The organism is Actinocrinis sp., assembly GCF_035605935.1.
In the GTDB taxonomy this organism is placed as follows: domain Bacteria; phylum Actinomycetota; class Actinomycetes; order Streptomycetales; family Catenulisporaceae; genus Actinocrinis.
In genome coordinates this window covers 1-24,221 of the sequence record NZ_DATNGK010000009.1, presented here as the reverse complement: position 1 = coordinate 24,221, position 24,221 = coordinate 1, and the positions used below count along the sequence as shown (strand labels likewise).

Annotated in this window: 21 protein-coding genes; 10 read left to right on the top strand and 11 right to left on the bottom strand. The window is 69.0% G+C overall.

Annotated features, from left to right (window positions below):
• Positions 1 to 36: 36 nt before the first annotated feature.
• From VN779_RS00815 to VN779_RS00795, 5 genes are read right to left on the bottom strand one after another with little or no spacing between them, the layout of a single operon-like run.
• A complete protein-coding gene (locus VN779_RS00815) occupies positions 37 to 990 on the bottom strand; it encodes a GAF domain-containing protein (protein ID WP_325719117.1) in 954 nt (317 codons plus the stop codon).
• Positions 987 to 1,604 carry an ATP/GTP-binding protein gene (locus tag VN779_RS00810; protein ID WP_349260573.1) on the bottom strand — a complete coding sequence of 206 codons (618 nt, stop codon included), beginning with the start codon at positions 1,602 to 1,604 and terminating at the stop codon, positions 987 to 989. Before VN779_RS00810 ends, VN779_RS00815 begins: the two co-directional genes overlap by 4 nt.
• Positions 1,585 to 1,956, bottom strand: a complete 372-nt coding sequence (locus tag VN779_RS00805; RefSeq protein WP_324852942.1) for a DUF742 domain-containing protein — start codon at positions 1,954 to 1,956, stop codon at positions 1,585 to 1,587. The genes VN779_RS00810 and VN779_RS00805 overlap by 20 nt, the downstream gene beginning before the upstream one ends.
• Positions 1,953 to 2,393 (bottom strand): roadblock/LC7 domain-containing protein, encoded by a 441-nt coding sequence (locus tag VN779_RS00800; RefSeq protein ID WP_325719116.1) that lies wholly within the window; start codon positions 2,391 to 2,393, stop codon positions 1,953 to 1,955. The genes VN779_RS00805 and VN779_RS00800 overlap by 4 nt, the downstream gene beginning before the upstream one ends.
• Entirely contained in the window at positions 2,390 to 4,207 is a 1,818-nt protein-coding gene (locus VN779_RS00795; RefSeq protein ID WP_325719115.1) for a sensor histidine kinase, read from the bottom strand. The genes VN779_RS00800 and VN779_RS00795 overlap by 4 nt, the downstream gene beginning before the upstream one ends.
• 500 nt (positions 4,208 to 4,707) lie before the next feature.
• Here VN779_RS00795 and VN779_RS00790 point away from each other — a divergent pair, with 500 nt between their 5' ends.
• From VN779_RS00790 to VN779_RS00780, 3 genes are all read left to right on the top strand, one after another.
• On the top strand, positions 4,708 to 7,017 hold the full coding sequence (locus VN779_RS00790; protein WP_325719114.1) for an MMPL family transporter: 2,310 nt from the start codon (positions 4,708 to 4,710) through the stop codon (positions 7,015 to 7,017).
• Positions 7,018 to 7,119: 102 nt separating this feature from the next.
• Positions 7,120 to 8,328, top strand: a complete 1,209-nt coding sequence (locus VN779_RS00785; protein ID WP_325719112.1) for a sensor histidine kinase — start codon at positions 7,120 to 7,122, stop codon at positions 8,326 to 8,328.
• A 35-nt stretch (positions 8,329 to 8,363) separates the two neighbouring features.
• Positions 8,364 to 9,053, top strand: a complete 690-nt coding sequence (locus tag VN779_RS00780; RefSeq protein ID WP_325719111.1) for a response regulator transcription factor — start codon at positions 8,364 to 8,366, stop codon at positions 9,051 to 9,053.
• Between the two features lie 121 nt (positions 9,054 to 9,174).
• Here VN779_RS00780 and VN779_RS00775 read toward each other — a convergent pair whose 3' ends face one another.
• On the bottom strand, positions 9,175 to 9,651 hold the full coding sequence (locus VN779_RS00775; RefSeq protein WP_325719110.1) for a MerR family DNA-binding protein: 477 nt from the start codon (positions 9,649 to 9,651) through the stop codon (positions 9,175 to 9,177).
• 67 nt (positions 9,652 to 9,718) lie between these two features.
• Here VN779_RS00775 and VN779_RS00770 point away from each other — a divergent pair, with 67 nt between their 5' ends.
• Positions 9,719 to 10,732: a ribokinase gene (locus tag VN779_RS00770; RefSeq protein WP_325719108.1), complete on the top strand. Its 1,014-nt coding sequence runs from the start codon at positions 9,719 to 9,721 to the stop codon at positions 10,730 to 10,732.
• A complete protein-coding gene (gene lhgO, locus VN779_RS00765; RefSeq protein WP_325719106.1) occupies positions 10,729 to 12,003 on the top strand; it encodes an L-2-hydroxyglutarate oxidase in 1,275 nt (424 codons plus the stop codon). Before VN779_RS00770 ends, lhgO begins: the two co-directional genes overlap by 4 nt.
• Positions 12,004 to 12,239: 236 nt before the next feature.
• Here the strand turns inward: lhgO and VN779_RS00760 are convergent, their stop codons facing one another.
• The 4 genes from VN779_RS00760 to VN779_RS00745 form a co-directional block, all read right to left on the bottom strand.
• Positions 12,240 to 12,686: a pyridoxamine 5'-phosphate oxidase family protein gene (locus tag VN779_RS00760; protein ID WP_325719105.1), complete on the bottom strand. Its 447-nt coding sequence runs from the start codon at positions 12,684 to 12,686 to the stop codon at positions 12,240 to 12,242.
• 9 nt (positions 12,687 to 12,695) lie between these two features.
• Positions 12,696 to 14,042, bottom strand: coding sequence for an MFS transporter (locus VN779_RS00755; protein WP_325719104.1), 1,347 nt, complete (start codon positions 14,040 to 14,042; stop codon positions 12,696 to 12,698).
• A 121-nt stretch (positions 14,043 to 14,163) separates the two neighbouring features.
• On the bottom strand, positions 14,164 to 15,162 hold the full coding sequence (locus VN779_RS00750; RefSeq protein WP_325719103.1) for a cellulase family glycosylhydrolase: 999 nt from the start codon (positions 15,160 to 15,162) through the stop codon (positions 14,164 to 14,166).
• A gap of 79 nt (positions 15,163 to 15,241) precedes the next feature.
• Complete coding sequence (locus VN779_RS00745) at positions 15,242 to 16,294, bottom strand: LacI family DNA-binding transcriptional regulator (RefSeq protein WP_325719101.1); 1,053 nt, start codon at positions 16,292 to 16,294, stop codon at positions 15,242 to 15,244.
• Positions 16,295 to 16,538: 244 nt separating this feature from the next.
• Here VN779_RS00745 and VN779_RS00740 point away from each other — a divergent pair, with 244 nt between their 5' ends.
• The 4 genes from VN779_RS00740 to VN779_RS00725 all read left to right on the top strand — a co-directional run bounded on the left by VN779_RS00740 (position 16,539) and on the right by VN779_RS00725 (position 21,883).
• Positions 16,539 to 17,474: a sugar ABC transporter permease gene (locus tag VN779_RS00740; RefSeq protein WP_325719100.1), complete on the top strand. Its 936-nt coding sequence runs from the start codon at positions 16,539 to 16,541 to the stop codon at positions 17,472 to 17,474.
• A gap of 2 nt (positions 17,475 to 17,476) precedes the next feature.
• Positions 17,477 to 18,415, top strand: coding sequence for a carbohydrate ABC transporter permease (locus VN779_RS00735; protein WP_325719098.1), 939 nt, complete (start codon positions 17,477 to 17,479; stop codon positions 18,413 to 18,415).
• A gap of 97 nt (positions 18,416 to 18,512) precedes the next feature.
• Positions 18,513 to 19,955, top strand: a complete 1,443-nt coding sequence (locus VN779_RS00730; protein WP_325719097.1) for a sugar ABC transporter substrate-binding protein — start codon at positions 18,513 to 18,515, stop codon at positions 19,953 to 19,955.
• A gap of 80 nt (positions 19,956 to 20,035) precedes the next feature.
• Positions 20,036 to 21,883, top strand: coding sequence for a beta-galactosidase family protein (locus VN779_RS00725; protein ID WP_325719095.1), 1,848 nt, complete (start codon positions 20,036 to 20,038; stop codon positions 21,881 to 21,883).
• On the opposite strand, the gene VN779_RS00720 is transcribed toward VN779_RS00725, so the two are convergent.
• Positions 21,884 to 22,822 carry a helix-turn-helix transcriptional regulator gene (locus tag VN779_RS00720; RefSeq protein ID WP_325719093.1) on the bottom strand — a complete coding sequence of 313 codons (939 nt, stop codon included), beginning with the start codon at positions 22,820 to 22,822 and terminating at the stop codon, positions 21,884 to 21,886.
• A gap of 146 nt (positions 22,823 to 22,968) precedes the next feature.
• Between VN779_RS00720 and VN779_RS00715 the strand changes: the two genes are divergently transcribed.
• On the top strand, positions 22,969 to 23,838 hold the full coding sequence (locus VN779_RS00715) for an oxidoreductase (protein WP_325719091.1): 870 nt from the start codon (positions 22,969 to 22,971) through the stop codon (positions 23,836 to 23,838).
• The last annotated feature ends 383 nt before the right edge of the window (positions 23,839 to 24,221 follow it).

Here is a 24,221-nt window from a genome sequence, read left to right as displayed (position 1 = left end):
TTGTTCAGCGCTGCGCCGGACCTACGCTCGGGCCGCTCACTCGCAGAGTTTTGCCAGGTTGTCGGAGAGTTCGTGCGCCAAACCCAGGGCGGATTCGGCGGCCGTGTCGATCATGCCCAGGGTCAGCTGCGCGGATTGGTGGCCGGGCACCTTCGCGGACACGACCGCGAACACCAGGCCGCGGCCGTCCGCGAGCCGCACCGGGGCGGTGGCTACCGGCGTGCCGGAGTGCAGCACCTGCTGCACCGCCGCGGCCAAGCCCACGGCGGCCAGATCGGGGAACACCTCTCCGGCCGCGGCGCCCAGTTCGCGCACCGGTCCGAAAAAGTGTTCGTGGGTGGAGTTGGCGTAAAGGACCTCGAGGCCTGGCCCCGAGGTGACCATGACCGAGCCGGGAGTCGCCTCGACCAGTGCGGAGATCTGCCGGCGTACCCGGATCTCGCCGAGGACCTCGTCGGCGACCTGCTTGATCGTCTCAAGGCCGCGCTTTCCCCAGCCGGCTTCCTCGGGCCCGCTGTGCGGCGAGGGGTCCACCGCGCAGACCGTGCCGAGGACCGTGCCGTCGTCGTCGATCAGCGGCGCGCCCAGGTATGCGCGCACCCCGATCTCGTCGACGACCGGGTTCCCGGCGAAGCGCGGGTAGGCGTAGACGTCGTCGAGCACCAGGGCCTTGCGACGCGCCACGACGTGCGGGCAGAAGCCGTGGTCGAGGTCCATCTCCCGGCCCGGGTCGCCGTGGAACGTCGGATCGCCGGGCTCGAGGTCGGTGCGCGCGGCCGAGCCGGCGAAGTACATGCGCCGGTCGCCGACGAGGTTGACCATCGCGGCGAAGGCGCCGGTGTTCTCGACGATCTTGCGGGCGAAGTCGTCGAACCGCTCGTCCGGGACGGAGGCGAGGCCGAGCTCGCGGTGCCGCGCTGCCCGCTCGGCCGCGCCCGGCGCGGCGGGGGACCCGCCGAGTCTGCGTTCGGTCAGCTCCTGGTCGCTCATGGTTTGCGCCCTTCAAGACTGCGCGCGGCGACAGGCCGGGCGGATACGGGTTCGGTGTCGAGCAGGTGTTCCACGAGGGTGAGCAGCACACCCACTGACGACTCGCGCACCCGCGCGTCGCATTCGACCACTGGGACCTCGGCGCGAAGCTCCAGGGCGCTGCGCACCTCTTCGACCGGGTACGCGAGGGTGCCGTCGAAGCGGTTGACCGCCACCAGGAACGGGATGCCGCGGCTCTCGAAGAAGTCGACCGCCTCGAAGCAGTCCTCGAGCCGCTGGGTGTCGGCCAGCACGATGGCGCCGAGCGCGCCGGTGCACAGGTCGTCCCACATGAACCAGAACCGCTGCTGGCCCGGCGTGCCGAACAGGTACAGGACGTACTCGGTGCCGATCGAGATGCGTCCGAAGTCCATCGCCACGGTGGTTGTGGTCTTATCCAGGGTCGCCCGCAGATCGTCCACGCCGCGGCTGGCCTCGGTGATCGGCGCCTCGGTGGTCAGCGGCTCGATCTCGGAGACCGCGCCGACCAGGGTGGTCTTGCCGACCGCGAAGCCGCCCGCGATCAGCAGTTTCAACGCCCCGGGCAGAAGTTCTTCAGAGGGCGCGGAGGGCATCGATTACCGCCTCCAGTACGTGCCGGTCAGGCCGGGCCATGTCGGGGAAGGCGACCGGTGCGCGGGTGACGATGGCGCGCCACCCAAGCAGGTCGGCCAGCAGGATTTTGATGACGGCGACGGGAAGGCGCAGGTGCGCGGAGATCTCCGCCACCGAGGTCGGGCGCCGGCACACCCGCAGGATGCGCGAGTGCTCGGGGGTGACCTCGCCAAGTGCCCGGCCCGTCGCCGCGACGAGCGTGATCAGGTGGAACTCAGCCGCCGGACGGGTGCGGCCCCCGGTGACGGTGTACGGGCGCACCAGCAGGCCGGCGTCCTCGTCGAACCGTACGTCGGAGTCGTCGTCCGTCACGACTGCGCCTGTGACCAGGCGGCCGCGGCCGCCGCGTGATCGACGCGCGGCGCGGTTTCCAGGTGCGGGCGCATGCTGCGCACCAGTTGCGCCATCTCAAAGCCGATCAGGCCCGGGTCGGCCGAGTCGCTGGTCAGGACACTGATGCAGGTGCCGAAGCCGGCGGCGGCGACGAACAGCAGCGCGCCGTCCATCTCCACGCCCACCTGCCGCACCGCGCCGCTGCCGGCGAACTTGCGGCCCGCGCCGCTGGCCAGGGACCACAGTCCGGAGGCGATCGCGGCCAGGTGGTCGGCGTCGTCCTTGCTCAGATCCGAGGTGCGGGCGCGCACCAGGCCGTCCGCGGACAGCAGCAGGGCGCTGCGAGCCTGGGGCACCCGTTCCACGAGGCCAGTGATCAACCAGCTCAGCTGGTGAGTGCTCTCCTCGTTGGTCATCTGCGGCCTTCCTGGTTCGGTGGGGGTTCGTGGGGTTGCCCGCCGAGCGGTTCGATGGCGCTGTGCGGATCGCTGCTGCTGTGCGGATCGGTGGCGCCGAGGGCCAGGCCGCGGCGGAAGTCGGCCATCAGGTTCGGCGTCAAGCCTTCGCCGACGCGGTCAACCGGATTGGACGCGGTCTGCGCCAGCGGCGCGGCAAGGTGCTCCTGCGGCCGGCGCCTGGGCAGCGGCGGCCGGGAGCGGGGGTCTGGGGGCGGCATGGCCGCGGAGCCGGGGGGCGGGTAGCCGGCGACGCCAGACTGCTGAGGCGGTCCTTGCGGGCCGGAGGCCGCCGGTCCGTAATGGGGCGGCGCAGGGTTCATTGAGGGCGCGGGCGCCACGGGCGGCGGAGCATTCACGGCTGACGGGTTCGATGGACGCCGGGGCGCGGGCAAGGCGCCCTCGATGCCGTATACGGGCCGCCCGGCCGGCGGAGGAGCGTCATCGAACCCTGACACCGCATTGGCCGAAGACGGCGCGTCGACCCGCGATACGGGTGCCTGCGCAGCGGACGAGACCGATGCGGGCACGGGGACCGGGGCCGGTGCTACGGACTGACCGGGGCTCGGCTGGGCCACAGGAGCGGGCGTCGGCGCCGGGGTGGGCGGCGGAGCGGATGCGGGAGCTGACGACCCGGCGGAGATCTCACGCGGATCTGGGGCCAGCAGTGTCTTCGGCAGCACGACCAGCGCTTGCGTGCCGCCGGTGATGTTGGTCTGAAGCTTCACCGCGATCTGGTGCCTGCGCGCCAGCTGGGCGACCACGTAGAGGCCGATGCGCGCGCCTTCTAGCAGCTCCCTGACGCTGATCTCCGCGGGCTCCCGAAGCAGCGAATTGAGTCTGTCGTACTCCGGCTGCGACATGCCGAGACCGCGGTCGTCGATCTCGATGACCAGGCCCGCGGTGACCGCCTGGGTCCGCAGCACTACCTTCGTGTCCGGCGCCGAGAACGTGGTCGCGTTCTCCACCAGCTCGGCCAGCAGGTGGATCACGTCAGCTACCGCGTAGCCGTTGAGAGAGCCGGGGGTGCGCGCGATCACCTGCACCCGCGCGTAGTCGAGCGTCTCGGAGACCGCCGAGCGCAGCACCTCCATCACCGAGACCGGCTTGGTCCACTGCCGCCGCGGCACCGCGCCGCCGAGCACCGCGAGGTTCTCGGCGTGCCGGCGCATCCGGGTGGCCAGGTGGTCGACGCCGAACAGGCCCTTGAGCAGATCGGGCTCTTCCACGTCGTTCTCGAGCGTGTCGAGCAGCTGGATCTGCCGGTGCACCAGGGATTGCAGCCGGTGCGAGAGGTGCACGAACACGCCCTTGTCGGCGCTGACCGGCGCGGCAGCGAGCGCCGCGCTGTTCGGAGCGGCGATCGGCGCGGCCGGCGCGGCGACGGCGGCGCGCTGCGGCGGCGCGGGGACCGGCACCGGCACCCGGACGATCTCGACCGTGGCGTTCGCGGACCTGGCCACCCGCCCGGCCCACGCGAACCCCGCCACCACGACCACCAGCAGCAGGAACCCGAGCACCAGCACGGCGGCCAGGGTCCGGCCCTGTAGCGGCTGCGAGCGGTGCGAGGCGTGTAAGAGCACTGCGAAGGCGAGGACGCCGAGCAGCGCGGCGCAGGCCGGCGGCACCACGGCCAGAGCGGTCAGCTGCCGGCCGAGCGCCGCCCGGCCGCGCCCCGACGCCGCGCCGGTCGCGCGGTGTCTTGAGGCAGGTCTGTCCCCTGCGATGTCCCGGGCACCGGTCGCCGGCTCATGAGTATCCTGAGTCGCCGTCACGCGAGGACCGTCCGGGCGAGATGATGGAAGGAGCGAGACATGCCGCCAACTCTATGAGAATGACAGGACACACAGGGCTAAGTGCTCGGATAATTTACCCTCATTTGTCGCTGCGGCCAACAGGACCCTCATTAGAGTCGGATGAGGGGTGTATTACCGAACGTGCACCCGGATAATCGGAGACGGCGTATCTAATCCGCTACCACAAGTTCTGGCATCAGCCTGTTGTCATGCCGCGGGAACGTTCTCAGTCTACCTGGGAAATACTCCAAACATACGTTCGAATAAAATCGGTAGCGTTTTTCGGTAGTGCCGAAGCATCGGCTCTTGCGGCAAAGGTTCCGGTGTGATATTGGCAAGCCGGCGGGCGTACTGCGTACGGGCCGCGGCTACTGCGATTTGAGTACGCCGCATTGTCTGCCCGCGCACGACGACGCCAGAGCGCCGCGACGCGAGTCTGAGGGGGTTCCCACAACCCTCGGACTTGGTGGAGTCGCAACATGGCTACGATGCTTTATCGGCTGGGCAGGAGCGCCTTTCGTTGGCGCTGGCTCGTTGTCGCGCTATGGATCGGCGTGCTGGCCGCCGTCGGCATAGGCGCCTCGCGGGCGCATCTGGGCAGTGACAGCGGACTGGCCATGCCCGGCACCGAATCGCAGCAGGCCGCGGACCTGATGAAGTCCCGGTTCGCCGGAGCGGGCGGCGGCGCGGCGACCGCGCAGCTGGTGTTCGTCGCACCCGGCGGGCAGAAGGTCACCGCGACCGAGGACAAGGCCGCGATCGAACGGATCCTCGCCGAGGTCGGCGCCGGACCGCAGGTCGCGAGCGCCACGAGCCCCTTCCAAGCGGGCACCGTGAGCAAGGATGCCTCGACGGCGTACGCCCCGGTGACCTACAAGGTCGCGGCCAACGGCCTGACCGACGCGAGCAAGAACGCGCTCCAGCAAGCCATCGCGCAGGGAAAGAGCGCCGGGCTGACCGTCGAGGTCGGGGGCACCGCGCTGACCAAGACGCCCTCAGCCGGCGGCGCCAGCGAGGTGGTCGGCATCGTCGCCGCCGCGCTGATTCTGCTGGTCACCTTCGGCGCGCTGGCCGCCGCGGGACTGCCGCTGCTCGTCGCGCTGCTGTCAGTGGGCATCGGCAGCGCCGGAATCCTGGCCGTCGGCACGGCCTTCGGGCTCTCCCAGACCACCACCGCGCTGGCCACCATGCTGGGCCTGGCGGTCGGGATCGACTACGCCGTCTTCATCGTCTCGCGCTACCGGGAAGAGCGCGCGAACGGGCACGAGCCACGCGAAGCGGCCGCACTCGCGGTCGGCACCGCCGGATCTTCGGTGCTGTTCGCCGGACTGACCGTGGTGATCGGCCTGGCCGGACTGTCGGTCGTGGGCGTGCCGATGCTCACCAAGATGGGCCTGGCGGCCGCCGCGACCGTGGTGGTCACCGTGCTGGTCGCGCTGACGCTGGTGCCCGCGCTGCTGGGCTTCTGGCCGAACGCGGTGCTCTCTCGCCGGGCGCGTAAGGGCAGGAAGGCCGGGCACGGCGGCGCAGCCCATGGTTCCGTGGACGCGGCGGCCAACGGCGCTGCGGCAACTGGTGCTGGGTCGGCTGGTGTTTCGGCGACGCTCAACGGCGGCGCTCGCTGGGCGAAGTGGATACTGCGTCGGCCGGTGCCGGTGCTGCTGCTCACGGTTCTCGGCCTCGGCGTGATCGCTCTGCCGGCTACCGGACTGCACCTGGGCAGCCAGGACAACGGAACCCTGCCGACCTCGAACACCGAGCGCCGCGCCTACGACGACCTCGCCAAGGCGTTCGGCCCCGGCTTCAACGGACCGTTGACCATCGTCGTAGACGCGAAGGGCACCCCTGACCCGAAGGCCGCGGTCGCCTCCGTCGCGCACGCGATCGGCTCCACCTCCGGCGTCGTTTCGGTCGCCACGCCGCGGTTCAACGCCGCCGGGGACACCGCCGTGTTCTCCGCGATCCCCTCGACCGGCCCGAGCGATACTAAGACCACTGATCTGGTGCACGCGATCCGCGGCGAGCGCGCGCAAATCGACGCCGCGAGCGGCGCGACTTACGCCGTGACCGGTGCGACCGCGCTCGACATCGACTCGGCGGCGAAGGTGCAGCACGCGCTGCCGCTGTACCTGGCCGTGGTCGTCGGGCTGGCGTTCTTGCTGCTGCTGTTCGTGTTCCGCTCCGTGCTGGTTCCGCTCAAGGCGGCCTTCGGGTTCATTCTCTCGGTGCTCGCGGCGCTCGGCGCGGTGGTCGCGGTCTTCCAGTGGGGCTGGCTGGCGAACCTGCTCGGCGTGCACCAGACCGGGCCCATCATGACCCTGATGCCGATTTTCATGGTGGGCATCATCTTCGGCCTGGCCATGGACTACGAGGTCTTCATCGCCACTCGCATCCGCGAGGCGCACGTCCACGGCAACGAGCCGAGGCAGGCGATCGTCTCCGGATTCCGGGCCAGCGCCCGGGTCGTGGTGGCCGCCGCGCTGATCATGACCGCGGTGTTCTCCGGGTTCATCGGCGCCGACAACGCGCTGATCAAGATGATCGGGTTCGGCATGGCGGTGGCGGTGCTGTTCGACGCCTTCGTGGTGCGCATGGCGCTGGTCCCGGCGGCCCTGGCGCTGCTCGGCAAGGCGGCCTGGTGGATGCCGCGCTGGCTGGACCGGGTGCTGCCCCGAGTCGATGTGGAAGGCGAGGCGCTCGCCAAGCGGAGGGCCGGCCACGAGGTCACCGCCGCGGTGACTGCTGAGGCCGACGAGTCCGATCGCGACGCGCAAACCGCGGCCGTCTGACCGTCACACCGAAGGGCCGTCCGGGCGAGTACCGGCGGCCCTGCCGGTGTCTTCCGCCGATGTCCCGCACTATGGTCACAACAGCCGACAGGAATCGCCCTCATGATCACTACCTGGCAGCGGTACCAGAGCGAGCATCCGCGCGTCCTCGACGCGGCCCTGGCGTTGCTGCTGATCGGCTGCGCATTCCCGGGCAGCATGCTCGGGACGCCGACCACTCGGGCGGTCGACCCGTGGTGGCCCGCAGTGCTGATCGTCACCGCGAGCTGCGTCGCGCTGCGCTGGCGCCGCACCCGACCTGGCCTGGTCACCGCGCTCGTCGCGGCGGGCGCGATCGCCGCATCCGGACTCGGTTTCCTGCCCTCGCCGTTGCTTCTCGGCTCGCTCATGGTCGCGCTTTTCACGCTGGCCGACCGCACTGAACGCAAGAACGCCAACTCGGCGGCTTTTCCGATCATGGCTGCGGTGGCCGCTGCGGCGGTGCTGGGCCGACCCCGCGAGACGTTCGCGTTAACCGTGGTGATGCCGATCGCCTTCCTGCTGCTGCCACTTGCGCTTGGCACCACGGCCCGCACCAAGCGGGCCTATCTCGAAGCCGTCCAGGCGCGCGCCGCGTTCGCCGAGCAGAACCGCGAACAGGAGGCGCGGCACCGCGTCGCCGAGGAGCGCATGCGAATCGCCCGCGAGCTGCACGACGTGGTCGCCCATCACCTCGCCCTCGCTAACGCGCAGGCCGGCACCGCCGCACATATTGCACGTACCCGCCCCGAGCAGGTGCGCGAGATCCTGGTCGAGCTGACCACCACGACCTCGGCGGCACTGCGCGAGCTGAAAGCCACGGTCGGACTGCTGCGCGAGAGTGACGACCCCGACGCCCCGCTTCAGCCCGCTCCCGGACTCGCGCAGCTGCCCGATCTGACCGCCTCGCTCGCCTCCGCCGGGCTCAAAGTGGTGGTGACCACCGAGGGGACGGCGCGTGCGCTCTCTCCCGGAGTGGACTTGACGGCCTTTCGGATCGTGCAGGAGGCACTGACCAACGTCACCAAGCACGCCGCGACCGACACCGCGTACGTCCAGCTCGACTATGGAAACGACCGGCTGACCATCACGGTCACCGACGATGAGGACGGCGCGAGCCGGTCGGCCCCGGTGGCCGCGACCGCGACCGCGGCCACCGCGAAGACGCCCGGCGGCGGTTTCGGGCTGATCGGCATGCGGGAGCGCGCCAACTCCATCGGCGGCCGGCTGCAAGCCGGGCGCCGGCCCGAAGGCGGCTTCGAAGTCACCGCCGAACTGCCGTTGCAGCTATAGCTCCGAGGTAACTCAGAACCAGAAGAGGACGGCCCGTGACCCTGCGCATCCTGCTCGCCGACGATCAGGCGCTACTGCGCGCCACCTTCAGGATCCTGATCGACTCCACCGACGACATGCGGGTGGTCGCCGAGGCCGCGGACGGCGCGCAGGCGATCGAGGCGGCCCGCGCGCACCGTCCCGACGTCGTGGTTATGGACATCCGCATGCCCGGCACGGACGGACTGGCCGCCACCACCGCCATCTGCGCCGATCCGGATCTCGCCGCGACCAGGGTGCTGATTCTCACCACCTTCGAGATCGACGAGTACGTCGCAGCGGCGTTGCGCGCCGGCGCCAGCGGCTTTCTCGGCAAGGACGTCGGCGCGCAGGACCTGCTCGCGGGCATCCGCACCGTCGCCGCCGGCGAAGCGCTGCTGTCGCCGACGGCGACCCGTGCGCTGATCACTCGTTTCCTTGCCACACCAGGGCCCGGCGCGCACACCACCCCGGAACGCCTCGCCGACCTGACCGCCCGCGAGCGCGAGGTGATGGCCCTGGCCGCGCAGGGCTATTCGAACTCTGAGATTGCCGAACAGCTCTTCGTCAGCCCACTGACGGCCAGGACCCATATTCAGCGCGCGATGATGAAGCTCGCCGCCCGCGACCGCGCGCAACTCGTCGTCATCGCGTACCAGACCGGCCTGGTTCAGCCGGCGCCGCCGCCCGCGCGGCGATCACCCTGACACTGTGCAGCGCTCGCCCTGACCCGTCGAAATCCGGCCGCTTAGCAGCAGCCGCCGCTGCAATCGCAGTCACACTCCGGGTCATCGCAGCAATCGCAGGCCGCGAGCAGTCCATGGTTCGTCAACATGAGCAGTCACCTCCTTCGCCGTCCTCGGTCGACTCGGGCACGACGGGACACCAGGTGCCCGGCTCGGGATCGGGGCAGCCGGGGCCGGGCAGCCTCGCGAGCATCTGCTCAAGATCCCCACGCAATGTGGTGAGCCTGGCGATCTCCCGCTCGATCTCGGCGACCCGGCGGCGCAGCAGCGTCTCAGCGCTCTCACACGGGCAAACGCCCGTGTCGCGCACCGAGAGCAGGTCGCGGATCTCGCGCAGCCGCAGCCCCAAGCGCTGTGCGCCCTGAATGAATCTGAGTCGGTCAAGCGACCCGGCGTCGAACTGCCGGTACCCGGCCGCGCTGCGCCCCGCAGGTGCCAACAGCCCGGCGCGCTCGTAGTAGCGAACCGTGTCCGGAGAAATCCCGGCCTCCCGCGCCACGTCCGCGACCGTCCAGCGTGCCTGCCGTTGCCGCGCCTCTTGCGCCACTGTCGTGCCCATGTCTCGACGGTAAACCTGGGAGCGCACTCCAAGGTCAAGAGCCGGGCCCGCGCGCCATACTGGCCTCATGTCGAAGTCAGGGCGGCGCCCGCGGGTCCTCGTCGTCGGCAGCGCGAACATGGACCTCGTCGCCCGCTGCGAGGCGTTGCCGCAGCCCGGCGAGACCGTGCTTGCACACAGCTTCGACGCGATGCCCGGCGGCAAGGGGGCCAATCAGGCGATCGCCGTCGCGCGGTCCGGCCTGGCGGACTGTGCGTTTCTCGGCGCGGTCGGGGCCGACGAATACGGAGCGCGTCTGCGGGACGTGCTAGGCGGCGACGGCGTGGACGTCGCTCTGCTGCGCCAGATACTCGGCACGCCGAGCGGAACCGCGCTGATCACGGTGGATCCGGCGGGCGCGAACACAATTGTGGTGGTATCAGGGGCGAACGGGTGTTTGGGTGACCTCTCGGCAGCCGAATTAGCGGGCACCGCGGAATGCGCGGTAGTGCTGGCCCAGCTGGAAATTCCGGTACAGACGGTGCAGGCCGCATTTGCCGCGGCCCACGAAACCGGACGCGCGCTGACAATTCTGAACGCCGCTCCGGCGCGCACTTTAGACGCCGAGCTGCTCGCGGTCACCGATCTGCTGGTCGTCAATGAAATCGAAGCGGCCAGCATTGCCGGACCCGAGCCGCGCGGCGCTGGTCCTGCGGCCGCCTTTGCCGGCGCCTTTGTGCAATGCGAAAAGCTGCTCGAATTAACGCCGCGCGTCGCACTGACGCTCGGCGAGCAAGGGGTCTGCTACGCGAGCCGCGACGGCGCACGGTATCAGATCCCTGCCGCTCGCGCCCGACCCGTGGACACCACCGCCGCCGGTGACACGTTCGCCGGCGTCCTGGCCGCCTGTCTCGCCGCCGACCAGCCGATCCAGGAGGCGCTCCAGTACGCGTGCGCCGCGGCCTCGCTGACCGTCGAGAAACCAGGCGCGATCGCGTCGATTCCCCGGGCCGCCGAGATCGCCGAACGACATGCGGCGGTTTACGCATACCCTGGTGGCAGGAACACCGCGGCAAGCACAGAGCAGGAGACCAGGCGTTGATTCCAGGGGAGGCCGCACCACGACCGGACGGCGGTCGTCGGCGGGTCGGCGTCGTTGGGGCCGGGATCCTGGGCCTCGCGGTGGCCCGCCGGCTGGCCGAGGTGCGCGGGGACGAGGTGACCGTCTTCGAGAAGGAGCCCGAGGTCGCCGCCCACCAGACCGGCCGCAACTCCGGCGTCGTGCACTCGGGGCTCTACTACAAGCCGGGTTCGCTCAAGGCGGTGCTCTGCCGTCGCGGAGTGGAACTGCTGCGCGAATTCTGCGGCGAGAAGGGCCTGGAGTACCGCGAGATCGGCAAGGTCGTAGTCGCCCGGGACGCGATGGAGGTCGAGCGGTTGCGCGACTTGCAAGCCCGCGCGCAAGCGAACGGCGTGCCCGGGATCGCCTGGCTGGAACCGGACGCGCTGCGCGAGATCGAGCCGAACGTGCGCGGCGTGGCGGCGTTGCACTCGCCGACGACGGCGATCGTCGACTATCGCGCCGTGGCCCGCGCGCTGGCCGATGACGTTGCCGCCAGCGGCGGAAAACTGCTGCTCGGCCAAGCGGTCACCGACATCCGGCCCGAACGCGGCAGCGTCGCGGTGTACTGCGGGGCCGACAAGAGCAGCAGCAACGGGAACAGCGGCGCGGGCGAGCGCCACGTATTCGACCATCTGGTGCTGTGCGCCGGACTGCACTCAGACACTCTCGCCCGCCGTGCCGGAGACAATAAGGGACCTGCGATCGTCCCCTTCCGCGGCGAGTATTTCCGGCTGGTGCCGCAGCGCGCCGATCTGGTGCGCGGCTTGGTGTATCCGGTGCCCGATCCCGCGTACCCGTTCCTCGGTGTGCACCTGACGCCGAGGGTCGATGGCAGCGTGGACGTGGGCCCGAACGCCGTCCTCGCCCTGGCCCGTGAGGCCTATCGCCGCCGCGATATGAGCCCGCGCGACCTGTTCGGCACGCTGACCTGGCCGGGAGCGCTGCGGCTGTTCGCCAAGCACTGGCGGATGGGCGTGCACGAGATGTACGGCTCGCTCTCCAAGCGCGCATTCACCGAGGCCGCGCGGGCCTACGTGCCCGACCTGACCCCTGCGGACCTGGTGCGTGCACCGGCGGGTGTGCGCGCGCAAGCGGTGGACCGCGACGGGGGACTGGTGGACGACTTCCGCATCAGCTTCCTCGGTCCGATCACCGCGGTGCGCAACGCGCCGTCCCCTGGTGCGACCTCCAGCCTGGCCATCGCCGCGCACGTCGTGGACCGGCTCCTGGAGCGCCGGTCCGGCTGCTGAGCAGGAGGCTTAAGGCTCAATGCGGCTAGCCCGTGTGTAAGAAGTAGCGTCGGACAAGGAGGCCGCGGCGTCTGGCGCGTGCGATCGCAAGGCGGCGGAGCGTCCTCATGGGGCATCTGGCAGTGTCCGATAGGTGCCTGGTGGCACCGGGGCTTCGCCAACGCAGCGAGCGTGCGTGGCAGGCGTCGCGGCCCCGGCGAAACTTCTTACACACGGCCTAAGTCAGAACAGCTCGGTCAGAAGGATGGTGCCTTGACCACGCCGTAGCTCTTGACGACTTCGAACTCGTAGATCAACCGGCTCTCCTCGGCCATCTGGGTGCGAAACGCCGCATCGTCGAGTTCGCTGCCGAACCACGTGAGCGGTCCAGTCGCACGGCCCTGCATCACGCGGAAGAGTTGCAGGTTGAGCTCCGGTGCGTCCGGACCGTCCAGGATCGTCACTGTCGCCTCGACGCTGAGCCAGAGGAACGTGCCGTTGAAGACGAACAGCGTGCAGCGCGGGTCACGCCGCAGCCGCCGGGTACGCACCCGGTCTGCGGTCCCACTGCTCCACAGCTTGCCGTCGACGAGTGCGACGCCGACCCGCGCCGCCTTTGCGACGCCGGCCGTGTCCACGGTGATCATCGCGGCGGAACGATTTTTACGCAGGAACTCGATTTCGTCCTCGGAAAAATTCGTCATGCCCGAAGGCTAGCCCGCGGCCGCCTGTTTTCCCGGGATCAGGAACCGAGCCGCGGCGGCGGTGAGCACGTACAGGCAGGCCGCGAGTAAAGCGACCGTGTGGAAGCCTGCGGTGAAGCCCGCATTGCCGGGTTGACCTGCCATCGCGCCCGCGACGGCGATGCCGATCGCGCCCGCCGCTTGCCGCGCCGTGTTGTTCACCGCCGAGGCCAAGCCCTCGCGGCGCTCAGGCACCGCCGCGATCGCCGCGGCGACGACGGCCGGGGTCAGCACGCCGATGCCGATGCCCCACAGCAAAAACGCGGGCAGCAGCACGAGATAGCCGGACCCGGCGTCGGCGGGCAGCAGCAGCGCTAGCCCGCCCGCCGCCACGGTCAGCCCGGCGACGGTCGGCAGGCGCGAGCCGATCCGGCTGGTCAGCCGACCGGCGAGCGGCGCGAGTATGGCCAGCGGTGCGAAGAGCGGGACGAGACTGAGCCCGGCGTTCAGAGCCGAGCGGTGCTGCACCGACTGAAGGAACAACGTCAGCACGAACAACGTGCCGAGCGTGCCCAGGTTCATCGCCCCGGCGGCGGCATTCGCAGCGCTGAACGCCCGATGCCGGAACAGTGCGAGCGGGAGCATCGCCTGTTCCCCGCGCCGCCGCTCGACCAGCACGAACGCGCTCAGCAGGGCGACAGAGCACGCTGCCGCGATCACAACACCGGGTCGCGCCACTCCGGATCGCCCGCGCTCGATGAACGCGAACGTAAGCGCGAGAAGGAACAGGGCGCCAAGCACCGCGCCCGCCGCGTCGAGCCGTCGCGTTCCTGGCTGCGCCGATTCCTTCACAACGACTACGCAGGCCGCGATTGCCAGCAGCACGATCGGCACGTTGATCATGAACACCGCGCGCCAGCCGAACGCCGCGATCAGCGCACCGCCGAGCAGCGGCCCGGCCGGTAACGCCAAGCTGCCCACTCCGGCCCACACCCCGATCGCCCTGGCCTGCGCGCGCCGATCCGGAAAGGTCTGGCTGACGATGGCCAGCGTTCCGGGCAGCAGCAACGCCGCCCCGACGCCTTGCATCGCGCGTCCGGCGATCAGCGCGGCGACATTCGGCGCCAGCGCACAGCCGAGCGAGCCGAGCCCGAAGACCGCCAGGCCGATCAGCACAACGCGCTTGTGCCCGCGCAGGTCGCCGATGGTTCCGCCGGCCAGCATGAGGGCGGCGAGCGCGAGCGCGTACGCGTCCACGACCCATTGCAGCCCGCTGACTTGCGTGTGCAGCCCTGATCCGATCTGCGGGAGCGCGACGTTGACGATCGTCACGTCCAGCAGGACCAAGAAGTAGCCGACACACATGGTGACCAGCACGGTCCGCTCCGAGCGCGCGCCGCGGGTTGCCACCTGCGATGACGCGCTCGGAGCCGCTGCCGTCCTCGGGTTTGTCGCCGTCTGTCTTCCAGGCATTACCGCCGACTACCCGAGCGACTTTTTAGTAACCCCAGCCCCAGCGCACCTGCGTGACGCCTGAGGCGTTGTTGTTCGATAGGCCGCTGCCGTTGTGATACTCCATCGAGTAGCTGTCGCCGGTCTTCAGCCCGGCCCAGTACACGTTGCCCATGCCGTCCGCGCGGGACAGGTCGGTGACCGCGGCGAAGTAGGACTGCTCGACCGCGCCGTTGTGGTTCGCCAGCCAGTTGACGCCGGTGGTCATCGGCGCGCCGAACTCGTCGATGATCGTGCGGCTCGGGTAGCTGCCGATCCGGCTGTTGAGGTCCGACTCCCACTGCGATTCCTGGGTGTAGTTGTTCCAGGTCCCGTAGTAGTGCAGCGAGAGCAGCGTGCCGTTGAGCGCCGACGACGCGCCGACTCCGGTCACGTGGTCGTTGTAGCCGGTGCCGCTGATGATGACCCGGCCGCGCGGAACGCTGGAGTACGTCGAGAGCCATGAGGAGCAGATCGACACCCACTGGCTCAGCGAGTAGCCGTACGGCTCGTTCAGCGGTTCGAAGTACACGTTGCCGTTCCCACCGTACTGGCCGACCACGGTGCTCCACATGGCGTTCCACGCGGTCATGTCGGTGATCGTGCCGGTGCTCGTGCTCTGTGTCCAGGCGCTGATGATGACCTTCATGCCGTCGGCGAGCGCCGCGTCGACGGCGCCGCGGTACGCGCCCCACCAGGACTGGCTGACGCTCGGCGGGTTGATCGGCAGGCGGACGGTGTTCGCGCCCAGATTCGCCTGGAACGCCTTGATGTAGTTGTTCGCGATCGAATACACCTGCGAGTAGTTGTCCGAGGCGGCGAGGCCGTCCGGGATCACCCAGCCGGAGTTGTAGTTGTCGCGGGTGTCGGCCCAGTTCACGCCCTTGAACTGGTTGGTCGCCGCCGAGGCGGGCTGCGCCTGGACGACGAAGAGCACCGAGCCGGCGAGCGCGACCGAAGCGCAGAGTGCTGATATGACCTTTCGACGTGCGATGAACCTGACCATCTGCTGCTCCCTGAAGGAGTAAGGGTGCTGCGTGTGTGGGTGAATGGCAGGTGGAGCGGCGGTGCGGTGTGGTTAGGCCCTAACTTCTGACGCGCGGACTCGCGGTGCTCTCGCGCACGATCAGGCGCGTCGGCACGGTGACTCTGCGGTTGTCCTCGTCGTCGAACCCGTACTCGTCCACCTTGCACAGCAACTGCTGGATCGCTTGGCGGCCGACCTCGCCAAAGTCCTGCCGGATGGTGGTCAGCGGCGGCCAGAAGGAGTGCGCCTCCTCCAGGTCGTCGAAGCCGACCACGCTGATGTCGCCGGGCACGTCGCGGCCCAGTTCGTGCAGCGCCCGCATCGCGCCGAGCGCCATCTGGTCGTTGGCCGCGAAGATCGCCGTGACGTCGTCGCGCCCGCCGAGGGTCAGGCCGTGTCTGTGCCCTGATTCGGTGGACCAGTCGCCGTACAGCGCCGGCGGCGGCTCGATGCCCGCGTCCTTGAGCGTGCGGCGCCACGATTCGGTGCGGTGCACGGCCGAGAAGGAGCTTTCGGGCCCTGCGATATGCCACACCTGCCGGTGGCCGAGGCCGAGCAGATGCTCGGTGGCCTGCCGGGCGCCTTCCGCCTGATCGGTGTCGACGACGGTGTATTCGTCGCCTGCGTTCGAGTCGATCACGACGACCGGCAGTCCGGGCGGCAGGGTGAACTCGGCGTTGTCCAGCAGGTGGGCCTCGAAGACGATGATCACCCCGTCGACGCCTTGCTCGCTGAGCCGGCTGAAGGCGCCGGACACGTGCTCCAGCGTCGCGTCCACGACCGGGATCAGCATCACCGAGTAGTTCGCGTGCGCCGCCTCGGTCGCGATCGCGTCCAGCGTGCGCATGTTGCCGAAGGTCCGCAGCGTGAACATGATCACGCCGATGGTGCGGAAGCGCCCGGAGCGCAGCGCGCGGGCGGCCGAATTCGGCCGGTACCCGAGCGCGCGCATCGAGTCGATGACTCGCGCCCTGGTCGCCGCGTCCACATTCGAGTGGCCGTTCGACACCCGCGACACCGTCTGCGAGGAGACTCCGGCGTGCCGGGCCACGTCGCCCATCGACGGCCGCGCCGCCTTCCGGGTGACGTGCGTTCCCTCGGTCGTGGCCATGGCTCCCCAGTAGTCCGCTGAACTGCCGTTGCCGTCTCGTGATGTACCCGACGGTAGGCATGGTTACGTAAACATGGTAGCGTCCGCGACACCGATGTTTACGTAAACATTTAGCGCTCATGTCCGCAATGTTTACGTCAACATGCGTCGGCTGTCTAGAGACCGGATCCGCGGATCGCCCCGGACCGGCCCCGGCCAGCGGCGCAGTCCGGCCGCCCGAGGCAGTGATCCCGAAAGCAGTGACATGTCCGCAACCTCCGTGACCGCAGCGTCCGCGACACCCGGGCGCGATCTGCCGCGCCCGCGGCGGCGGCGCCGCAGAAACTGGACCGGCTGGGGCTTCCTGAGCCCGTTCCTGGCGGTCTTCCTGCTCGCGCTTGTCGCCCCGGTCCTGTACGCGCTGTACCTGAGCTTCTTCCAGGACAAGCTGATCGGCGGCAACCGCTTCGCCGGGCTGGCCAACTACAAGCAGGCGCTCGGCGACGCGCAGTTCTGGTCCGCCTTCGAGCGCGTCGCGCTGTTCCTGGTGGTCCAGGTGCCGGTCATGCTGATCCTGGCCCTGGCCATCGCGATGGCGCTGGACAGCGCGCGGCTGCACTGGGCGCCGCTGTTCCGCATCTCGATCTTCCTGCCGTACGCCGTGCCCGCGGTGGTCGCGACGCTGATGTGGGGCTTCATGTACGGCACCCAGTTCGGCCTGATCGGCAATCTCGACGGCTGGCTGCACACCACCCTGCCCGACCCCTTCTCCAGCGGCCTGGTGCTGCCGGCCATCGGCAACATCGTCACGTGGGAGTACGTCGGCTACAACATGCTGATTTTCTACTCGGCGCTGCGGGTGATCCCCGCGGAGCTCTACGAGGCGGCCGAACTCGACCGGGTCGGGCCGTTCCGGGTGATCTGGCACATCAAGCTGCCCTCGGTGCGCGGAGCCATCCTCATCGCCACCATCTTCTCGATCATCGGCAGCTTCCAGCTGTTCAACGAGCCGAACATCCTCAAGCCGCTGTCCCCGGACACCATCAGCAGCTACTTCACCCCGAACATGTACGCCTACAACCTCTCCTTCGCAGGACAGGAATACAACTACTCGGCCACCATCGCGATCATCATGGGCGTGGCGACCATGGTCATCGCGTATCTGGTACAGCGCGCCGGCACGCGCAAGAGGGAGGCGTGACGATGGCTGTCACCCAGCGGATTTCGGCGCCGACCGCCCCGAAAAGCAGGACCTCGCGACCGACCCGGCGCGCCTCCGCGCGCACCGGCAACCCGTCGCTGCGGCCCAAGTCGCCGATGCTCACCGCCGCCATGACGCTGACACTGATCTACGCGCTGCTGCCGCTGTTCTGGCTGCTGGTCAACGCCTCGAAGACGCAGAGCTCGCTGTTCACTACCTCAGGGCTCTGGTTCGGCGGCAAGTTCGCCCTCTTCGACAACATCAGCCAGACCTTCAGCTACGACCATGGCGTGTTCCTGCACTGGTTCGGCAACACGCTGCTGTACGTCGTGGTCGGCGCGGGCGGGGCGACGCTGCTGGCCACGCTCGGCGGTTACGCGCTGGCCAAGTTCGAGTTCCCGGGCAAGCGGGTGGCGCTCGCGGTCATCCTCGGCGCGGTCGCGATTCCGGGAACGGCGCTCGCGGTGCCCTCGTTCCTGATGTTCAGCAAGCTCGGCCTGACCGACACACCGTGGGCGATCATCATCCCGTCGCTGGTCAACCCGTTCGGCCTGTACCTGATCTGGGTCTACGCCCGCGACGCGGTACCGACCGAACTGCTGGAGGCGGCCCGCGTCGACGGGATGCGCGAGTACCGCATCTTCTTCAGCATCGCGCTGTACCTGATGCGCCCGGCCATGATCACGGTGCTGCTGTTCTCGGTCGTGGCGACCTGGAACAACTACTTCCTGCCGCTGATCATGCTCAGCAAACCGGACTGGTACCCGCTCACCGTCGGACTCTTCGAGTGGAGCGCGCAGTCCCGCACGGTCGGCGGGCAGGCGATCTACAACCTGGTCATCACCGGTTCGCTGCTGACCATCGTGCCGATCGTGATCGCGTTCCTGTTCATGCAGCGCTACTGGCAGTCCGGCCTGACCACCGGGAGCGTCAAGGGCTGACCGGCTAAGTCAATTCACGCATCCACCCTCAACCGGCACGGACGATCCGCCATCGGGCGGCCCGGCCATGCCTGAACCAGAAGAAAGAAGAACCATGATGAGAATCGCGCAACGCCGTGCGGGCGTCGCCGTGGCGGCCGCCGCGCTCGCGGCAGTGGGCCTGACCGCGTGCTCGAGCAGCAGCTCCGGCTCCACCGCCGCGGGCTCCGGCGGTTCGGGCGGCGCCTCCGGCCAGGCGGCCATCGCGGCGGCGCTGCAGAAGAAGTCCGCGATCACCGTGTGGGCCTGGGCCCCGCAGGTCAAGGACATCGTCGCGGCCTTCGAGAAGAAGTACCCGAACGTGACCGTCAACTTGGTCAACGCGGGCACCGCGACCACCGAGTACACGAAGCTGCAGAACGCGGTGAAGGCCGGCTCCGGCGCCCCCGACGTCGCGCAGATCGAGTACTACGCGCTGCCGCAGTTCGCGCTTTCCGGCGCGCTGGCCAACCTGCAGGACTACGGTCTCAGCAGCCTCAAGGGCGACTACTCCGACGCCGTGTGGGGCTCGGTGGACATCAACAACCAGCTGGTCGGCCTGCCGCAGGACACCGGACCGATGGCGCTGTTCTACAACAAGAAGGTCTTTGACAAGTACCAGCTCAAGGTTCCGGCCACCTGGGCCGACTACGTGGCCGACGCGCAGAAGCTGCACACCGCGAACCCGAGCGCGTACCTCACCAACGACGTCGGTGACCCCGGCTTCGTCACCAGCATGATCTGGGACGCCGGCGGCAAGCCCTTCTCGGTCAGCGGTACCACCAACGTCACCATGAACCTGCAGGATGACGGCTCGAAGAAGTTCGCCGACACCTGGAACCAGCTGATCAAGGGCGGCCTGCTCTCCCCGATCTCCTCCTGGTCGAACCAGTGGTACACCGGCCTTGGCAACGGCACCATCGCCTCGCTGATCACCGGCGCCTGGATGCCCGGCAACCTGGAGTCCGGCGTGCCCACCGGATCCGGCGACTGGCGGGTCGCGCCGATGCCGACCTGGACTGCCGGTGCCGCGGCGGCGACCGCGGAGAACGGCGGCTCGAGCGACACGGTGCTCAAGCAGAGCAAGAACCCGCTGGTGGCTGCTGGCTTCCTGCAGTTCATGAACGACGGCCCCGGCGCCACCATCTTCGCGAACGAGGGCGGCTTCCCGTCGCAGAACTCGATCCTGAGCTCCGCCTCGTTCCAGAACGCCGCGCCGGCCTACTTCGGCGGCCAGCAGATCAATCAGGTGCTCTCGGCCGCCGCGAACTCGGTGCTGCCGGGTTGGAGCTACCTGCCGTTCCAGGTCTACGCGAACAGCATCTTCCCGGACTCGGTCGGGCAGGCCTACGCCAAGAAGAGCGACCTGAACGCGGCGCTCAAGACCTGGCAGGACAGCTCCGCGCAATACGGCACCCAGCAGGGCTTCACCGTCAGCAGCAAGCGACGGCACACTGACCACGCGGCCGCACCCGCGTGCCGGTGCCACATAAGGCACCTGGGCGTGTGGCCGACCGTTTGAACCCCGGTCGGCCACACGCCCTCCTTTGCGGCCCGAGCCAGCGAGGCACCGCATCACACCGCACCGAGAGGACCCACCGCATGAGCACCGCGAACGCGCCGGCCGTCGACGCCGCCGCCCTGCCCTTGCCGGAATCCGCGACACCGGATCAGTTCCCTGCGACGTCCAGATTCGCGATCGGCGAGCAGGACTTCCTGCTGGACGGCCGGCCGCTGCAAGTCCTCTCCGGCGCGCTGCACTATTTCCGCATCCACCCCGACCACTGGGCCGACCGGATCGCCAAGGCCCGGCAGCTCGGCCTGAACACGATCGAGACCTACGTCGCTTGGAACGCACACAGCCCACACCCAGGCGAGTTCCACACCACCGGCGGTCTCGACCTCGGGCGGTTCCTTGATCTGATCGCGCGGGAGGGCATGCACGCGATCGTGCGCCCAGGGCCCTATATCTGCGCGGAATGGAGCAACGGCGGCCTTCCGGCCTGGCTGTTTCGCAACCCCGGCACCGCGGTGCGCCGCAACGAGCCCGGCTTCATGTCTGCGATCTCAGACTTCTACCACAGCCTCGCGCCGATCATCGTGCCGCGCCAGATCGACCGCGGCGGCCCGATCATCCTGGTGCAGGTTGAGAACGAGTACGGCGCCTACGGCGAGGACAAGGCCTACCTGCGCGCGCTGGCCGATCTGACCCGGCGCATCGGCATCACCGTCCCGCTGACGACGGTCGATCAGCCGATGGACGACATGCTGGAGCGTGGCGGCCTGCCGGAGTTGCACAAGACCGGCTCCTTCGGCTCGCGCATCGCAGAGCGGCTCGACACGCTGCGCCGCAACCAGCCGACCGGACCGCTCATGTGCTCAGAGTTCTGGGACGGCTGGTTCGACAGCTGGGGCCTGCACCACCACACCACCCCGATCGAGAACAGCGCTCAGGACCTTGACGAACTGCTGGCGCGCGGCGCGTCGGTGAACATTTACATGCTGCACGGCGGCACCAACTTCGGCTTCACCAACGGCGCCAACGACAAGGGCGTCTACCAGCCGATCACCACCAGCTACGACTACGACGCCCCACTCGACGAGGCCGGGAACCCGACCGAAAAGTACTGGGCGTTCCGCGACGTGATCGCGAAGTACGCGCCGGTCGGCGACGACAAGCCGCGCCCCGCGCGGCCACGGCCGCAATTCTCCGCGCCCTTCCTCCAGACGGTCCCGCTGTGGGACGTGGTCGATCGGCTCGGCTTCTGGACCCGGCGCGAGCAGGTGCCCAGCGCGGACGAACTTGGCCACTACGACGGATTCACCTTGTACCGCACCGAGATCGACCGCGCCGGGCCATCGATCTTCGAGGTCGAAGAGGTTCGAGATCGGGCCCAGGTCTTCCTGGACCGAGCCGGTGTCGGCGTTCTGGCGCGTGACCACCACGATCGGGCGCTCGCACTGCCGCCGGACGCGCGCGGCATGCTGGAACTGCTCGTCGAGGACCAGGGGCGGGTGGACTACGGGCCGCGCATCGGCGAAGCCAAGGGTCTGATCGGTCCGGCGCGGCTGAACGGTCAGCCGATCGAGGGATGGTCGGTGCTGCCGCTGAACCTCGCCGTGATCGAACCGGTGGCCGAAGCGTTGCGCGCGGTGTCGGAGGATGCACCAAAGGCATTGATCGGACCGGTTTTCGCCCGGGCGACCTTCGACCTCGCGGAGCCGGGTGACCTCCACCTCGACACCTCGGCCTGGGGCAAGGGAGTGGTGTGGATCAACGGGTTCTGTCTTGGCCGCTACTGGTCGCGCGGACCGCAGCGCACGCTGTACGTGCCCGGTCCGGTGCTGCGAGCACAACGCAACGAGCTGATCCTTTTCGAACTGCACGCCAGCAGCGCTACCGGCGTCACGTTCGTCGCCGCTCCGAATCTAGGCCACACCGAACAGTAATCAGGACTCTGAGCGCTCGCGCCTTGCCTGTTCACCTTGGGTGCGCGCGCTCTGGGTTCGCTCACTTTCGGCGCGTTCGCGTTCCAGCGTCGCGGTGAGCGAGCCGAGCAGCGCCAGCGCTTGGGCAGTCTCGCTACCGGGCTCGGCATGGAAGATGACCAGCTGCATGCCGTCGGTGCGGGCGATGTCGAGCTTCTCCTTGCGCAGGAGGAGTTCGCCGACCTGCGGATGGCGCAGATGACCGCCGGTTCCTTCGGGGCGGTATCCGACGTCAGCGCGCGCCCAGAGGGTGCGGAACCGGTCGCTGCCCAGCGACAGCTCGCCGACTAGTTCGATCATCCGCGGATCGGTCGGGTCGGCCCCGGCCCGCGCGCGCAGCCCGCCGACCACGCTCGCGGTCGTACGCTCCCAATCCAGGTACGACTCGCGGGAAGCCGGGTCGAGGAACATCTTGCGCAGCAGGTTCCGGCCGCGGGTGAAGTTCGGGGACAACGCGGCGGCGAGAGGGTTCGCGGTCAGTACGTCCATATATTTGTTGGTCACGAACGCGGGTAGCGGAAGCTGACCGAGCAGTTGCACGATCCCGACCGGTACCCGTTCCACGCGCGGGCGCGCTCGGCGGCGCGGCGCCGGCCGGGCCAGGCGGTGCAGGTGCGCCGTCGCTTCGGTGTCGAGTTGCAGCGCCTCGGCCAGCGCGTCGAGAACCTGCGCGGAGGGATGCTGGTCGCGCCCCTGCTCAAGTCGCAGATAGTAGTCCGTGCTGATGCCCGCGAGCAGCGCAAGCTCCTCGCGGCGCAGCCCGGGCACCCGCCTGCGGTCGCCGGCGACCATCCCCACATCCTCGGGACGGACCTGGTCCCGGCGGGCACGCAGGTAGTCGCCAAGAGCGTTTGACCTGCTCGTCGGTACTCTGCCAGCGCCCGGCTCATCCCTTTCCATGGTTCGAGCTTAAGCGCCGGGTAGGCGACGTGACTGGTCCTGCCACTCCCAGGATGCGCGGGGCGTACCCAGCGCACGCGAGCCTGGTCGAGACTTGAAAGTGGAGAGAGAACCCCGATCCCGATCAGATACCGAAGGTCCGGAACATGACTGACAGCACCCTCGGCGGCATCCTCAAGGTCGCCGGCGATTTCGTGATCCACCGCATGGGCTACGGCGCGATGCAGCTGGCCGGGCCACACGTCTTCGGGCCGCCGAGGGATCGCGACGAGGCGATCGCGGTCCTGCGCGAGGCCGTCGAGCGCGGCGTCGACCACATCGACACCGCCGACTTCTACGGGCCCTTCGTCGTCAATGAGCTGATCAAGGAAGCGCTGTATCCGTACCCTGAGCATCTGCGCATCGTGACGAAGGTCGGTGCGCGGCGCGGCGAAGACGGGTCGTGGATCTTCCGGCGCGAGCCCGAGGATCTCAAGGCACAGGTCCACGAAAACCTCAAGCGCCTCGGCCTGGACGCACTTGACGCGGTCAACCTGCGCATCGGCACGAGGGAGGGCACGGACTTCGAGCCGCAGTTCGCCGAGAAGTTCGGCGCGCTGGCCGAACTTCAGCAGCAGGGCCTCATCCGGCACCTCGGCATCAGCAGCGTCTCGGCCGAACAGCTGACCGAGGCCCAGGCGATCGCGCCGGTGGTCACCGTGCAGAACCTCTACAACCTGGCCGACCGCACGGATGACGCGCTGGTCGATCGGTGCGCGGCCGAAGGCATCGCCTATGCCGCCTTCTTCCCGCTCGGCGGTTTCACCCCGCTGCAATCCGACACGCTCGCCAAGGTCGCTGCCGGCCTCGGCGCCACGCCGCACCAGGTCGCCCTCGCCTGGCTGCTGCAGCGCTCGCCCACCATGGTCCTGATCCCCGGCACGTCGTCACGTGCCCACCTGCGCGAGAACCTCGCTGCCGCGGATCTGGTCCTGCCGTCCGACGCGCTCGCCGAGCTCGACACCATTGGCGCCTGAGCCCTGGGCTGTCCAGTTGAACAGGACAACGAGCCAACGGCCGTACCCCCGGCTAAGAGGTTGTCCCGCTCAACTGGACAGCCCGCTTTTCCCATCCTCTAACCGCCGGCCGCCGTCCCGCTTATAAAACCCCGCGATGACATCTTCGCTACGCGGCTGGACTACAGCGGCGAGTTTCGTTTACGGCGGCTCTTGAGCACAGACGTCCTTGTGCGCTGGGGGTCTCGCGATAGCTTCGCCGACGGTGGTTGAGGGTTACGCGGGATACGCGTGCACGGATTTTCAGAAAGGCGGGTACCAGCGAACCCGCCGGTTCTCCTGGTTACGCCGCATACGGTTCCGTAGTGGTCACGTACCGGTGCCCGGTCGGTGCGCTCCACACC